The organism is Snodgrassella sp. B3800, assembly GCF_026535865.1.
Classification (GTDB): Bacteria; Pseudomonadota; Gammaproteobacteria; order Burkholderiales; family Neisseriaceae; genus Snodgrassella; species Snodgrassella alvi_E.
The window spans coordinates 620,321-635,042 of the sequence record NZ_JAFNPH010000001.1 but is presented as its reverse complement, the minus strand read 5'-3'; the positions used below and the strand labels follow the sequence as shown (position 1 = coordinate 635,042).

The window sequence follows — 14,722 nt, the reverse complement described above, 5'->3', positions numbered from 1 at the left end:
TTTGTGTCCTTGCTGGCTGCATACACTGTAATAATTTGCCAAATACTCTTGCGTGGTGCTGTATTTCACAGTTTAATGTCGGTTTAGAGGTGGCTGTGCTGGTGCACGTCATATAGATACTTGCTTCCCCCATTACTGTGGGCATACAAATTGGAAATCGTGTATGAAAAAATCACTGGTATTGTCAGCCATCGTCAGTGTGCTGATTGCTGCCTGCTCGGATGCCGGTACAGCAAACAAAAATGCGGCCTCCACTAACGGAGTGATGAATCCCACAGATCAGCTCAATATCTACAACTGGTCGGATTACGTAGACCCTGATACCGTAAAAACTTTTGAAAAAGAAAATAAAATTAAAGTTCGTTACGACTATTATGACAGTAACGAAACACTAGAAGCCAAAATCCTGATTGGCCGTTCCGGCTATGATTTGGTAGTGCCGTCTATAGCCAATGTCGGCCGCGAAATCAAGGCGGGCGCCTATCAGCCGGTTAACAAAAGCCAGCTATCTTACTACAATAATATCGACCCTAATCTGTTAAAAATGATGGATAAGGTCGATCCAGGTAATAAATACGCAGTACCCTATTTCTGGGGTATGAATACCATTGGCATCAATAAGGTTCTGGTTGATAAAGCACTGGACGGCAAGCTGCCAGATAATCTGTGGGACTTGGTATTCAATCCTGCCTATACGCATAAACTCAAAAGCTGTGGTATTTCGCTGTTTGACAGCCCTACCGAGCTGTATCCTCTGGCTTTGCATTATCTGGGTAAAGACCCGAACAGTAGTGCGCCGGAAGATATCCGTGCGGCAACCAATTTGATTAAATCTGTGCGTAATGACATCAAGCGCTTTAGTTCTTCAGGCTATATAGATGATATGGCGCGCGGCGACCTGTGTGTAGCCACAGGCTATGGCGGTGACCTGAATATTGCCAAAAAACGAGCTGAGGATGCCAAAAGCGGCGTTTATTTAGAGGTACTGGCACCGAAAGAGGGGGTGGGTATTTGGATTGATTCATTTATGATTCCCAAAGATGCTCAGAATGTTGCCAACGCGCTTAAATACATCAATTACACTCTTGATCCTAAAGTGGCTGCCAAAAATGGTAATTATGTAACGTTTGCTCCGGCCAGCAAACCGGCACGGGCTCTGATGAATAGCGAAATCAGTAGTGATCCAAGTATATTCCCGACACAGGCAGTGCTGGATAAAAGTTTTGTAGTATCACCCAAATCTCAGGATGCAGTGCGTTTGGCGGTGCGCCTGTTTCAGCAGGTAAAAGCAGGTCAATAGCGATTGATTGCTGAATTGCAAATGCTCAATCCTTTCAGTGCCTGCATCGTACTTAGTAGTCTAAAAAAACGAACCGTTTCGGTTCGTTTTTTTATGTTATTACTTTTATACAGTCTCAATTGATAACAGTTAATCAATACATCCTGTCTGTTCATTTTTACAATGAATATCTGCATTGCATGCTTGTTTGTTGGCACAAAATCAGCATATATAGCTGTCAGAACAGGTGTAAACCCTTATAATTAGTGGCTGAGCTTAAAGCAGATAGGTTTCAGCAGAGATTCTGGCAGTTGCCTGCAGATGGCTTTCGGGTGTCTCCAGCCTTTTATTTCAATAATTGAAACAGGCTACCAGCAATTTCTATGGGCTTAAAGTAGCCCAGTTGTAGCAAGACAAAGATTTTTAACTGGGATAGGTATGAGAATTTTAATTTGTAATGATGATGGATATTTATCCGCAGGATTAGCTCTACTAGCGAAAGTGGCGGCAGAGTTTGCCGAAGTCAGAGTCGTGGCACCGGAAAGCGACCAAAGTGGTGTAAGTAACTCATTTACCCTCAATCGTCCTCTGTCGATAAAAAAAGCTGCTAATGGCTTTTTTTATGTCAACGGCACGCCAACTGACTGTATTCACGTTGCGCTGCATACCATGTCCGATTTCAAACCAGATTTAGTGCTTTCTGGCATCAATCATGGTGCCAATATGGGCGATGATGTCTTGTATTCCGGTACCGTAGCTGCTGCTACCGAAGCTTTTCTGATGGGTATACCGGCACTGGCCTTTTCGATTAATGACCGCAGTGGCCGCTACTGGGAGACTGCTGAAAAAGCGGTAGCTACTGTTTTAACCAAAATATGCGCACATCAGCCAGCCCAACCGTTGTTATGGAATATCAATATTCCGGCTGTTACTCCAGAGAGTGTTCAGGGCTATCGTGTGGCCAGACTCGGTCGCCGGCATCACGAACAATGTATTGTGCCTTTAAATAGTCCACGCGGCGAAACCATGTATTGGATTGGTGGTGTAGGACCTGCCGATACCAGCTGGCAGGATACGGATTTCAGCGACAATGAAGCCGGTTTCGTGACTATTACACCGCTTACCCTTGACTTAACTGATTATCAGCAAATGGGTGCAGTCAGCACTTTTTTGCAAGATGTACAGTGGTGACAGAAGTGGGACAGGGCGTGAGCTGGACAGGCTATGAATTCCGGCGGGCACGGATGGTAGAAAGACTGCGCCAAATGGGGATTACCCGCACGGAAGTGTTATCCGCTATGTCTGCTGTGCCGCGTCACGTTTTTGTTGAAGAAGCGCTGCGTTCGCATGCGTATGATGATATGTCGCTGCCGTTAGGGTTGGGACAGACCATTTCCCAGCCGTATACCGTGGCAGTGATGACGCAGTTGTTGTTTGCCAGACGCGCTATCAACCCGAGTCTGCGTATTCTTGAAATCGGGACCGGCTGCGGATATCAGACGGCTATTCTACAAGCACTGGGTTTACGCGAAATTTATTCTATTGAGCGGTTGCGTCCGCTACATGAGCGCGCCAAACAAAACCTGCGTGCAGTTCGTTTACTTGCCCATGCACGGCTGGTATGTGGCGATGGCTATCTGGGCTTACCTCAGGAAGCACCTTTTGATTGCATTATTCTCACCGCTGCACCGAAAGAAGTCCCCTTGCCGCTGTTGCAGCAACTTTCTATTGGCGGGCGCATGGTGTTGCCACTGGATGAGGGCGGTGTGCAGTTTTTGTGGGTAATTGATAAAACAGCCGAAGGCTATCAGGAAACCTGTGTCCAACAGACTTTATTTGTGCCATTGGTGAATGATAAATAAATCTATCCTTGGAAAAATTAAGCTTGTTGTTAACAACTCTTCCGTGAGCCAAAGGCTGCTTACTGATATCAAGATAACATTCTTCGCAGATAGCAAAATGCCATCTTTGTAAATTAACAGAAAATCATTAAAACTACTGCCATCAAGATCAGGATTTGCGGTGCTATCTCAATTTGGTGTTCAGCTACTTGGCAAATAATGTCCTCATGTCCATAGGCATAGCAGCCGAGAATAATCATATTTCTTATGCAGGCTGTATTGTCTAACTACGATGAAATGGCCGCAAATATTTGTTGTATCAACTGCACCATCGGTAAACGAAGTGTTGAAATAACTTTTCTTTCTTCGTAGCTGATAGGCAGCTTAGGCTTAAAACACTTGTAATAATAGCTTTTGCTAACTTTAACGCACTGAAATTTTTGGTCATATCTTCATTACTGGTTAGATTACAATGCTGACGCAAACATTCACACTGTTGCTGCGCTCATCTTTCAAATCCAACTTACAAACGGAAGGTACAACAGCCTGACCGCGGTAAATTGGTTTGTCAGTTAGGGCAGAGTTTGTATCATCTTTACCAGTGCCGGTGGGAGAAGTAAGATAATCAAAGCAGATGAATTATCCGCTATAAGCAATTTAATGAATCTGGAATCAACCGATTCAATAAGATAGGGATAGATAAAGATGAAAGTTGCCGTTTTTGTGGAACCCGGTAAAGTAGCCATACGAGAAATGGACAAACCAGTTATACAGCAGCCCACTGATGCCATTATTCGTATTGTTCGTGCCTGTGTTTGTGGTTCAGACTTATGGTGGTTTCGCGGTATCAGCCAGCGCGAGTCTGGTAGCACAGTGGGTCACGAAGCCATTGGTGTGGTGGATGAGGTTGGCGATGCCGTAACTCATATTCGAAAAGGTGATTTTGTTATCGTCCCTTTCACCCATGGCTGCGGCCATTGCGCTGCATGTGAGGCTGGTTTTGATGGTAACTGCCTGAACAAACAAGATGGTGGCAATGGCGGCTATCAAGGTGAATATCTGCGTTTCAGTAATGCTGACTGGGCTCTGGTAAAAATTCCTGGTCAGCCACAGGATTATTCAGACGCAGTGCTCAATTCGTTGCTAACACTGGCTGATGTGATGGCTACCGGCTATCATGCGGCTTACAGTGCTGAAGTTAAAACAGGGGATACTGTGGTGGTGATGGGAGATGGTGCCGTCGGCTTGTGTGGTGTAATAGCAGCCAAACTACGTGGAGCAAAACGCATTATTGCCATGAGTCGCCATCCGGACAGGGCAGTGCTGGCACAGGAATTTGGTGCCACAGATATTGTGCCCGAACGCGGTGAAGCAGCTGTTGCAAAAGTTTTGTCCATGACGGCTGGAGCAGGCGCGGATGCGGTGCTGGAATGTGTAGGCAGTGAAGAATCTTTACAAACTGCTATCGCGGTTGCGCGGCCGGGAGCTATTGTAGGTTGTGTTGGCGTGCCGCATCAAAACGAAATCAAAACAGGTGATATTTTCTGGCGCAATATAGGGCTGCGTGGCGGTATCGCCAGCGTAACCACTTACGATAAGAATTTGTTGCTTCAAGCAGTGTTGGATGAAAAAATTCAGCCGGGAAAAGTATTTACCCAGCGTTTTGCTTTAAATGATATTCAGGCTGCATATGAAGCCATGGATCAGCGTAAGGCGATTAAGTCTTTGTTAGTTATTGATAATTAATTGATGATAAAAAATTCCCTGCCAGTAATTAACTATCTGGCAGGGAATATATTTTTTCAATAATGTTTTACAATGCTATGCTTTAAAATTAAAAGATACCTTTCATGCCTTCAGGGGTATAACGTTCGCCCTGAATGTTGATAGTATTTTTTAAATCATTTAAAGTCTGAACATCAGCTGCGTCCAGCTTTAACAGACTTGCCTGATTGTTTTCGTGCAGATATTTAGGGTTTTTGGTACCTGGAATTGGTACGATATGTTCCCATTGTGCCAGCAACCAGGCCAGTGCAATTTGTCCCATAGTGCAGTTGTATTTAACTGTCATTGGTTCGAGTGCCTGTAACAGCCGTTTATTATGTTCCAGATTTTCATCCTGAAAGCGTGGGTTAGTGCGGCGGAAATCATTTTCAGACAATTCGTCTTTGTTTTGAATTTTACCAGTCAGGAAACCACGACCCAGTGGAGAGTAGGGCACCAAACCAATATTTGATTTTTTCAAAATTGGAAGGATGTCATCTTCAATTTCGCGTGTCCATAAAGAATATTCGGTTTGAACTACATCTACCGGATAAACAGCACAGGCGCGCTGTAATACAGGCACAGATACTTCGCATAAACCAACATTGGCAATTTTGCCTTCTTTTACCAGATCAGCCAAAGTTTGCATGGTTTCTTCTATTACCGCATCTGGGTCAATACGGTGGATATAATAGAGGTCAATCTGCTCAATACCTAGTCGTGTCAAAGATTCATCACAGCATTTTCTAATATAGTCTGGATGGTTATTAATATTGCGGTTATATCCGGAAGTACTGTTTCTGTCTATACCGCACTTAGACGCGATTGTCAGCCCAGCGCGGGTTGAAGCCGGCAGGGTTTTTAATACTGAACCAATCAGCTTTTCATTAGCTCCGCGCCCATACATATCGGCTGTGTCAATTAGCGTAACGCCGCTGTCGATTACCTCATGCAACATTGAGCTTGCTTTAGCTGTATCAATGTCGCCATAGAATTCACTTAGCCCCATGGCACCATAGCCAATAGCTGAAACGGTTAAATGCTGGCCAAGTTTTCTTTGTGGTAGAGATTGAGTCATTATCGATTTTCCTATCAGTGAAATAATGCCAGAACTGTGTCTTTCAGGAATTTATCTTTTCGGCGCAGCTCTGAACAATGCTTAATTGCTGACACTGATAGTAATTAATCAAATCTGTTTAGAGAAATACAAAATTATTGATACAAAAAACATATCAATATAGTTGTGAATTTTTACTTATCACAAACATTAGCTTATGCTGATTCTTTAGGTAAATCTTGTTGTGTAAAGTATTCCGCGATGGCCTGAATAGTAGGATTATCCATAGCTGAAGTATGCCACAGAAGATGCATATCCATCGAAAGCATTTGTTCATATCTCGCAGTCAGTTTTTTATATACCACGCCTGCTACTTGGGCCTGTGCCATTGAATCAGGTAGTAGCAACATGGCTCTGCCCATAGCTATTTCCATAAGCATAGTCAAAAAATTTGGTAACTTTTCTTTTAGCAATAGTGGCTTGCTAAGTTGACTATTTACCTTTTGTAACTTATCGTACAAATTAGGATGCTGATAACGCTTACACCAATATAGCGGCAAATCCTGCACCATATTTAAATCAATTTCTTCTTCTACACTGGCAGGATGCTGCTCGGGCAAAGCCAAAACCAGTTTTTCCCGATGAACTAATAAACTTTTGGCTTGAAGGCTGGTGTTTTTATATTCAGAAATAATCACCATATCTATATTGCTTTTATTAAATTCAGCCATAAGTTCTTTGCAAGTATAATCTTGCTGTAACAAGTCGATATGTTGATTAAAGCGGCGGATAAATTCACTGAACAGTGGAATAAAATTAAAACCAAGAATCTTGGTAATACCCATTGTTACCTTACCAGCAGGCAAATTATGCACATAATTGACTGCCTGTGATAAACCTTCCAGCCAGCTTTTCGCTTTTTCCCTGAATTCTCTGCCTTGTTCGGTCAGCAACACATAACGGGTATTGCGCACCAGCAAAGTAGTTTGCAGTTTTTGTTCCAATTCCTTGATTTGCATAGATAGCGGCGGCTGACTAATGCCTAGGCGGCTGGCAGCTTTCCGGAAATTACCTTCTTCACACACTGCCAGAAAGTATTGCAGCTGCTTTATAGTTGGCAGATGCCGGCTGTAAAGAACTGAATTGTCTGGATGTAATTGTTCCTGAGGCGGTGGTGAATAAAGCATATTTTCCCCTGTTTAAAGTAATGAATAAACAGCAATAGAGATAGTATAAATCAATTTAATTTCAAAAAAATATATGTATTCTGGTTGCGAAATGTTAATTTATTTATTTATTTTCATAATTTTGCCGGTATTTGCAATCTGTTGAAAAAAATTCATTATGAGCAACTGATGATGCAGTATCTAAAAAAATGAAGCCAGTTACAAAGACCCAGACAGTGAAATTTTTACACTGAAGAATGGGTGTAATAAAACAGGTATAAGAGAAGTGGATACTGGCTTAATCTAATGGCCTATACCAACACTACAAATGAATATCAAGAGCAGCGTGTGAGTAAGTTTAGCTGAATTGGTAGGTTTGCAATGCCAATTCAGCTCGTGAACTTCTTTATTAGATTAAGTTTAATTGGCTAAAGATATATCCCGCCGTCTAAATATCATTACTGCTATAAGAAATAAGATGCAGGTATAGACAATATTGGCCGTAAAGGTAATATATAAATCTTTATCTACAGATTGAAAGTATGTGTTTTTGATCAATTCAATCAAATAATTATTTGCGTTTAGAGGGGATAATTTATAGATTAAACTATCTGGGGATAAATCAAAATAGCGTAAATTTATAATTTTCCACAGAATATCTGCAAAGAAATAATAGATAAAACAGAAGGCGGTTATAAAGGCGGTACTGCTGGTGAAGGTTGAAAGTAGTAGTGCTAGAGAGGAGTAAAATATCGTTACGACTAATGAGAGTGCAATAAATAACACGATCGTTTTCAATATTGCATTGAATTCGGGCAGATGAGCTGTGGCCAATAGCTGTAATAATAAAACACCGATTGCACTTAATATCTGTAATACCGGCATAAACAGAATAATGGAGCCTATTTTTGCTAGTAGTATTTTATAACGTTGGTAAGGGCGGGTAAGAATAAATTTGATTGTACCACGGGATATTTCTGTGCTCAGTGTATTAGATGCCATTAATATGGCAATATAATTAGAATAATAATAGCATATTGTCATCCCCCAAATAAATATCTTTTCTGATTTTTCAGGTGTAATAGCTGTATCTGATTTGCTGACTGCTAGATATATTCCGCCATAATAAAAGATATATACAAACAATAATATTAATGGCATAACAATTGTGTAGGTGGATTTACTAAGGTATTTACGCCATTCATTTAAAATTAACTTCATTATTTAATTCCTTTTTGATACTTTTGATTATCGTTATGAATGATGCTGAGGAATGATTCTTCCAGTGAGCTTTGGGTTAGTTTTATGCTCAGCAGGGGTATATTGTGTTCAATTAGTAGTTTGGCTATTTGTGATCTTGGGTCTTCTTCAGATTGGTTAATCATGATTTCGAGACTGTTAAGCTGATTGTTTACCTGATAACCATGTTGCTGAAGTATTTCTTCAGCCTGTAATATGTTTCCTCCGACTTCTAGATGAATGATATTATTGGATTTCCCTAGAAAATCATGTATGGAGCCTGCATATATTTGTTTTCCTCGATTGATAATGAAGATATCGTTTACAATTTCCTGTAATTCGGAGAGGAGATGGCTGGAAATAATAATGCTGTTGCCGTCGCGGACAAAGTCTTTCATTAGGCTACGAAAATCTTTTATTCCCTCTGGATCAAGCCCATTCATGGGTTCGTCCAGAATTAGAACTTTAGGCTGATGAATGGTGGCATTGGCAACACCTAATCTTTGCCGCATGCCTAGGGAGAAGCCTTTTACTTTTTTCTTTTCTGCGCCTTTAAGTCCAGTATGGGCCAATGTTTGCATGATCTCTTCATTGGTGATGGCCCGGCGGCTCATATTGGCAAAAATTTGCAGATTTCTGAAACCAGACATGTAATTATAGAATTCCGGGTTTTCGATTATTGTGCCTAAATTGAATGCCGCTTTTTCAAAATCTTTCTGGATATCATAACCACAGATTTTGATTTCTCCGCTATTGGGAAACATTAGGCCGGTAAGCATTTTCAGCATGGTGGTTTTACCAGCGCCATTTGGGCCTATAAATCCCATGATGCGTCCGGGGGCAATTTTAAAGCTGATGTTTTCCAGAATATGCCGGCCTGAAATTTTTTTGGAAACTTGGTTTACTTCTATCAGATAATCAGTATTGCTCACGATAAGCCTTTCTTATTGTTTGTTTTGTTGTGAATCGATTTGATGCAAGAGTTTCAAGTTTTGCATATTTGTCTCCGATGAAAAGATATATGAATAATGATTTAAAAATATTTTTGAATAATAATGTATTATACAAAAATTAACAATTATATCTAATAAAATATGCAGGGTAACTTTTATGTTTGTGCGCATTAGTTGATATGTATGAGTTTTTAGATTTTTGTGGTTTTTTGGGCTAGGATATTTAACAGATAACTTGTGAAATTGATTTAATCTACAGCTAAAAGGGTTTGATTTTTTTGTTACGGATTAGACCTTGATAAGTAACCAACTGTTTTATTCAGATTGATGATTTTACACTGAAGGTATTGCGGCCACATTTTTTAGAAATAAAGGCATGGCTACTAATATGTCGCTGTTTTTTATTAGTTCGTTGTAATCTTTTTTAAATCAATTGATTGGTTACATTAGTATAAAAGTTGTTTTAGATTTTTTTGAATATTTTTATATTAATAAATATATTGGTATATATTTGCTTGATTTTATACCCAGTATTTTAGGTACCTCTTTAAATTTTTGATATCGTTTATTTCTCAATAATGATTTAAAAACATTTTTATTAGGGAAACAAGGTTTATTTAAGGCTTATTAAAAGATTAGCAATTTTGTCTTTGTTGGTTCTAAAGTTCTTGGTTTATTGGGATTCTGAAAAATTTGGATTATATTGCTTTTTTACTAATTAGTATGAATACTGGAATGTAGTTCTAATTAGTGTTGAAGCTTGGCAAGCAGGATAGTGCTTGAGTGCTGGCTTGTTTGGATGATGCTGAAGTAGAAATTTTTAGCTCTAGAGAAGAATGCAAGTTGATCGCTACTGGGGGTATATTTGTTGAATTCTTAACAAGATTGGCTAGTGTGAAAATTCTTGGGTAAGGCTGATAATAAAAAAGCACAGCATAAGCTGTGCTTTTTTATATTATTTGGCGCGGCGGACGGGGCTCGAACCCGCGACCCCCGGCGTGACAGGCCGGTACTCTAACCAACTGAGCTACCACCGCGCAAGTTTTACGCTATTGCATAAAACAAAAAACTGGTGGGTGATGACGGAGTCGAACCGCCGACATTCTGCTTGTAAGGCAGACGCTCTACCAACTGAGCTAATCACCCGTACTTGGGAAAGACGCTATTAAACCAGATATGCTGTCGGCTGGCAAGTGTTGGATGTGAAAAAATTAGCTTGTACCTTGTAATGACCAGTTTTCAAAGAGTATTACTTTGTCTCTAGGACCAAGTACGACAAGTGTATCTTCGGCCTTAAACTGAAAATCAGGACTGAATGTGCGTAGCTGATGTGCATTGCGGCGTACAGAAAGTAGTTTGATTTTTAGTTTCTCAAGTGGAAGTTCGTTGATGCTTTTGCCGACGAGAAAAGCATCAGGTGGTAGGGTGAAGGCTTGACGATAGTAATGTATGTTTTCTTCGGACAGTTCATCATCGCTGCCAGCAAACAGGCCTTCGAGCGCTTGATAGCGGTTTTGGCGGATGCGCTGCATGATTTGATACACTTCATCAAATGGTTTGCCGGAACTGAGCAATGCTTGGCTGGCCAATGTCAGGCTTGATTCTTTTTCGTCGGAGACGATGTCGTCTGCACCCATGTTGGTAAACACTGGAATGTTGTCGTCGTTGGTTACGCGCACGATTACAGGCATGGTGGGTGCAATAAGCATGATGTTGTTGAGGATGTGTTTGGCCTCGGTCATGTTGTTGATGGTAATGAGTACGGTATTGGCTCGTTTCAAGCCTGCTGCCTGCAAAACTTCCTGTCGTTTGGCATCACCAAAGGTGACTGGCTCACCGGCCGCTTTGGCTGTGGCAACGCGCTCGGCATCCAAATCAATGGCGTAGTAGGGTGTGTTTTCTTGTTGCAATATGCGGGCGATGCTCTGGCCGCAACGTCCAAAGCCGATGATAAGGATGTGGTCGGACTTGCTCATGGTTTCAACGAGTATGGTTTGCAAGTCTGCAGCCTGTTCGTCCCAGCTGCGTTTTACCAATAATCCTGAGAGTTTATCTGCACTTTTCATGATAAAGGGCGCCAGTATCATGGAGAGTAGGATGGCGGCGATGGCAGTTTGTTGCAAATTGAGTGAGATAAGTCCAAGCGCACCGCTGATGGCAAGCATAACAAAACCAAATTCGCCTCCTTGTGCCAGATACAAGGCTGTTTTTGTGCTGTCGCTGCTGTTTTCTTTCATGTAGCGGCCAATGCCGTAGAGAACCCCTGCTTTAAGGACAATGAGAAGAGCACATAGAACCAGTATCATGAGCCAGCTGGATTGTAATACTTGTATGTTTAGCTTCATGCCAATGGTGATAAAGAAGAAGCCGAGGAGAATGTCGCGGAAGGGGCGAATGTCGTCTTCTACTTGATAACGGTATTCGGTTTCGGATATCAGCATGCCTGCAACGAATGCACCAAGTGCCAGTGACAGGCCGGCCAATTGGGTGAGATAGGCCACGCCAAGGGTCACCAGCAATACGTTTATCATGAAAAGTTCACTGGACTTGGTACGTGCAATTAAGCGAAACCATACGGGCATGATTCTGCTACCGACTATCAGCAACAAACCAAGTGCCAGTGCCATAGTTAGAAGTGCTTTGCCCATTTGCAGTATTAGGCCGTCACTACTGTGTGCTAGTGCTGGAAACAGAATCATTAAGGGTACGACGGCTATGTCCTGCATCAGCAGTACGCCCATAATCATGTGGCCGTAATGTTGGTTGAGTTCGTTTTTTTCAACCATAATGCGGCTGACGATAGCGGTAGACGACATCGTCATGGCGGCAGCAAGGGTAAAAGCCCATGTAAGTTGAATCCCCATCAGCCCAAAAATGATAAACAGGGCTAGGAGCGTAAGGATAACTTGTAGTCCTCCTAGTCCAAGTACCAGCCGGCGCATGGCTTTGAGTTTGCCAATGGAAAATTCAAGTCCGATGCTGAACATGAGGAAGGTGATGCCGATTTCACCAATGAATTCAGTGGCATGGCTTTGGTTAATTAAATGCAGCCAGCCCGGACCGGCCATAAAACCGACGACGAGATAGCCAAGCATGGCGGGAATGTGCAGACGTCGGCAGATGATGGCGGCCAAAACGGCTACCAAAAGAATCATCACGACAGGGCCAAGAGAAATATGCATAATTCTTTGATTTTATTTAATTAAAATTTTATTATCATATTTTAACATAGATGTTTTGGCTTGTGCGGATAATCCTGAGTATTGCTGATTTTTTCAGGTGAGTTTATGTAAATATTTGCGCAATTGTTTTAATGCGGTCCATGCTGTGGCTTTTAAATGGCTTTGGCGCAATAATCTTGCCGGATGAGGAGAAATGACATAGGGAATGTTGTGCAGATTCTGAGCCAGCACTGATTGATCCAGGCGGCTGAATGTTTGTCCTAAAAGTAATATTGCCTGAGGCTGAATGTGTTTGATTTGTGCACTCAGATAAGGCAGACATGCTTGTAGCTGTTCGCTGGTTACTTTAAGACTAACATTGGGCGCACATTTTACTTGACTGGTATAGAAAACTTCCTCGGAGCTAATGTTGATGGCGGCGAGCATATTGCTAAGCAGTTGGCCGACTTCGCCGCTGAATAGTTGCTGGTTGCTGTCGTCAGGTGGTGCCGGATTGGTGCTGATAACCAGTAGACGAGCATTTGCCGAACCATAGCCAGATAGAGGCGTGCAGCGCTCCTGATGCAGGTTGCAGCGGGTGCAGGCAGCTAATGCTGCAGGTATGGCTTCGTAGCTGAGTTTTAAATTGTCTGTTGTGCTCTGGCTGCAGAAGTTTTGCCGTTCTTCAGTTTGAGTGGTGGTCGTGGTATCTCTAGCTGCTTGAGGTGGCTGCCTGATGATGTGTTGAAGGGCTGCGCGGTGTGAATGATGAATAGTTTCTTTTGTTGTTGGATTCTGTATGGCACTGGTACTGGAATGTACGGATTCGCTAGGCGGTGCAGGTTGCTTAGCTGTGACGGTTTGTGCCGGAGCTGGCTGTACGGGGAGCAGGCAGGCAGTCTGTGCCAACCACATCGGTCCCAGCCCGAGTGCTTCGTGTAAATACAGATAACGGCTGTCTAACATCGTTTTTCCATGATTATGGCATCTTCACCATTTTGGTAATAGCTTTTGCGCAAGCCACAGTTTTCAAAACCATTGCGCTTGTACAGCTTGATGGCGCCCATGTTGCTGGAGCGTACTTCGAGCAATATACGGTCGATAGTCTCTGCTTGTACAATTTGAAAGAGATGATTTAGTAATTGCTGGGCATAGCCTTGGCGTCTGTGTGCCGGATGGGTGTCAAGCAGATGAATTTCTGCTTCATTCGGTATTTTTTGCCATACTAGCATGGCTACGATGCCATGTTCGGGTAGGTCGACAACCCAGATGGGCTGAGCTGCAGAGACGCTGTTGGTTAGCTGGGCTGTAGACCATGGTGATGGATTGCAAAGCTGTTCTAGCGTTTCCAAAACTGGAATGTCGGTTAGTTGAGCAGGACGTATGGTCATGCTGGCTGTCCTGTTGAGCGTCTGGCCGCTTGTTCGGTGGCGGTTAAGGCAATTTTGTTACGCACATAATGTAGGCTTGCTTCTGCAGCGGTGGTTACGGGATAGTGCCCGGTTAAAGCCAGTTGTGCATATACGTCTGCTTGCGGCATTTGGTTTTGCCCTGTGACGGGTAACTCAATATCCAATGCATAAGCGTTGCCGACACCGGTGCCATGGAGATGGCCGTCTGGCAGGTGGATGTTGCTGGCACTGTCTACGCGATATTCAGTGAGGCGGTTCAGATTACGGGTGTCATACCAGGCATAAAAAAGTTCGTTCATGCGGGCATCGGTAGCCGCCAGTACGCATGGTTGATCTGGTATCTGTGCAGCCACAGCGTCCAGACAAGGTATACCAATCAGAGGTAGGTTGTTCGGCAAAGCTAAACCGGTTGCTACCCCCAGTCCGATGCGAAGACCGGTAAAAGCCCCCGGCCCTTGTGCATAGACTATGCCATTCAGGTCGGCTAGGGTTAGGTTTGCTGTTTCCAGCAGTTGCCGGATACGCGGTAATATCAGTTCAGACTGTTTTGCGCCCACTGCTTCGTAAATGCTGTGGGTATGTCCGTTGTGATGAAGGCCTAATGATAGGTAGCCGGTGCTGGTATCGATCACCAGCAGACGTGAATTGGTACTGATCATGGTGTGTCAGAATGTTTAGATGGGTGGATTATACCTTTTTATAGCTTTTTAAATGACCCTGATGTCTGAGTTTGCTGTATCCATTATGACCGGGGCAGGGCTAATAAATGCTATTATGGGGTAAATTTTAATAATTAATTGTTTATCTTGCAGAGCTTGCTGCTATGTGAATTGGGTGGTTTGTTCTTTTG

General features: G+C 42.7%; 12 protein-coding genes and 2 tRNA genes. 4 read left to right on the top strand and 10 right to left on the bottom strand.

The genetic code is table 11. The annotated features are described in order from the left end of the window. The first annotated feature begins 163 nt into the window (after window positions 1–163). The 4 genes from J3U64_RS02810 to J3U64_RS02795 all read left to right on the top strand — a co-directional run bounded on the left by J3U64_RS02810 (window position 164) and on the right by J3U64_RS02795 (window position 4,866). The gene (locus J3U64_RS02810) at window positions 164–1,300 is read left to right on the top strand and encodes a polyamine ABC transporter substrate-binding protein (protein ID WP_267408205.1); all 1,137 of its coding nucleotides are present in this window, start codon (window positions 164–166) and stop codon (window positions 1,298–1,300) included. A 417-nt stretch (window positions 1,301–1,717) separates the two neighbouring features. Next, window positions 1,718–2,470, top strand: coding sequence for a 5'/3'-nucleotidase SurE (surE, locus tag J3U64_RS02805; RefSeq protein ID WP_267408204.1), 753 nt, complete (start codon window positions 1,718–1,720; stop codon window positions 2,468–2,470). Beyond that, window positions 2,464–3,141, top strand: a complete 678-nt coding sequence (locus J3U64_RS02800) for a protein-L-isoaspartate(D-aspartate) O-methyltransferase (RefSeq protein ID WP_323811358.1) — start codon at window positions 2,464–2,466, stop codon at window positions 3,139–3,141. The genes surE and J3U64_RS02800 overlap by 7 nt, the downstream gene beginning before the upstream one ends. 684 nt (window positions 3,142–3,825) lie before the next feature. Beyond that, a complete protein-coding gene (locus J3U64_RS02795; RefSeq protein WP_267408203.1) occupies window positions 3,826–4,866 on the top strand; it encodes a zinc-dependent alcohol dehydrogenase family protein in 1,041 nt (346 codons plus the stop codon). Window positions 4,867–4,954: 88 nt separating this feature from the next. Here the strand turns inward: J3U64_RS02795 and J3U64_RS02790 are convergent, their stop codons facing one another. The 10 genes from J3U64_RS02790 to tsaB all read right to left on the bottom strand — a co-directional run bounded on the left by J3U64_RS02790 (window position 4,955) and on the right by tsaB (window position 14,531). After that, entirely contained in the window at window positions 4,955–5,962 is a 1,008-nt protein-coding gene (locus J3U64_RS02790; protein ID WP_267408202.1) for an aldo/keto reductase, read from the bottom strand. A 194-nt stretch (window positions 5,963–6,156) separates the two neighbouring features. Continuing rightward, window positions 6,157–7,128 (bottom strand): LysR family transcriptional regulator, encoded by a 972-nt coding sequence (locus tag J3U64_RS02785; protein ID WP_267408201.1) that lies wholly within the window; start codon window positions 7,126–7,128, stop codon window positions 6,157–6,159. A 399-nt stretch (window positions 7,129–7,527) separates the two neighbouring features. Beyond that, window positions 7,528–8,328, bottom strand: a complete 801-nt coding sequence (locus tag J3U64_RS02780) for an ABC transporter permease (protein ID WP_267408200.1) — start codon at window positions 8,326–8,328, stop codon at window positions 7,528–7,530. Then, window positions 8,328–9,278: an ABC transporter ATP-binding protein gene (locus J3U64_RS02775; protein WP_267408199.1), complete on the bottom strand. Its 951-nt coding sequence runs from the start codon at window positions 9,276–9,278 to the stop codon at window positions 8,328–8,330. The genes J3U64_RS02780 and J3U64_RS02775 overlap by 1 nt, the downstream gene beginning before the upstream one ends. A gap of 981 nt (window positions 9,279–10,259) precedes the next feature. Further along, a tRNA-Asp gene (locus J3U64_RS02770) sits at window positions 10,260–10,336 on the bottom strand. A 33-nt stretch (window positions 10,337–10,369) separates the two neighbouring features. Next, window positions 10,370–10,445, bottom strand: a tRNA-Val gene (locus J3U64_RS02765). 65 nt (window positions 10,446–10,510) lie between these two features. Then, window positions 10,511–12,484 carry a cation:proton antiporter gene (locus J3U64_RS02760; protein ID WP_267408378.1) on the bottom strand — a complete coding sequence of 658 codons (1,974 nt, stop codon included), beginning with the start codon at window positions 12,482–12,484 and terminating at the stop codon, window positions 10,511–10,513. A gap of 90 nt (window positions 12,485–12,574) precedes the next feature. Further along, window positions 12,575–13,426, bottom strand: coding sequence for a uracil-DNA glycosylase (locus tag J3U64_RS02755; protein ID WP_267408198.1), 852 nt, complete (start codon window positions 13,424–13,426; stop codon window positions 12,575–12,577). Next, entirely contained in the window at window positions 13,420–13,851 is a 432-nt protein-coding gene (rimI, locus tag J3U64_RS02750; RefSeq protein ID WP_267391231.1) for a ribosomal protein S18-alanine N-acetyltransferase, read from the bottom strand. The genes J3U64_RS02755 and rimI overlap by 7 nt, the downstream gene beginning before the upstream one ends. Beyond that, window positions 13,848–14,531, bottom strand: coding sequence for a tRNA (adenosine(37)-N6)-threonylcarbamoyltransferase complex dimerization subunit type 1 TsaB (gene tsaB, locus J3U64_RS02745; RefSeq protein ID WP_267391230.1), 684 nt, complete (start codon window positions 14,529–14,531; stop codon window positions 13,848–13,850). The genes rimI and tsaB overlap by 4 nt, the downstream gene beginning before the upstream one ends. Between the last annotated feature and the right edge of the window lie 191 nt (window positions 14,532–14,722).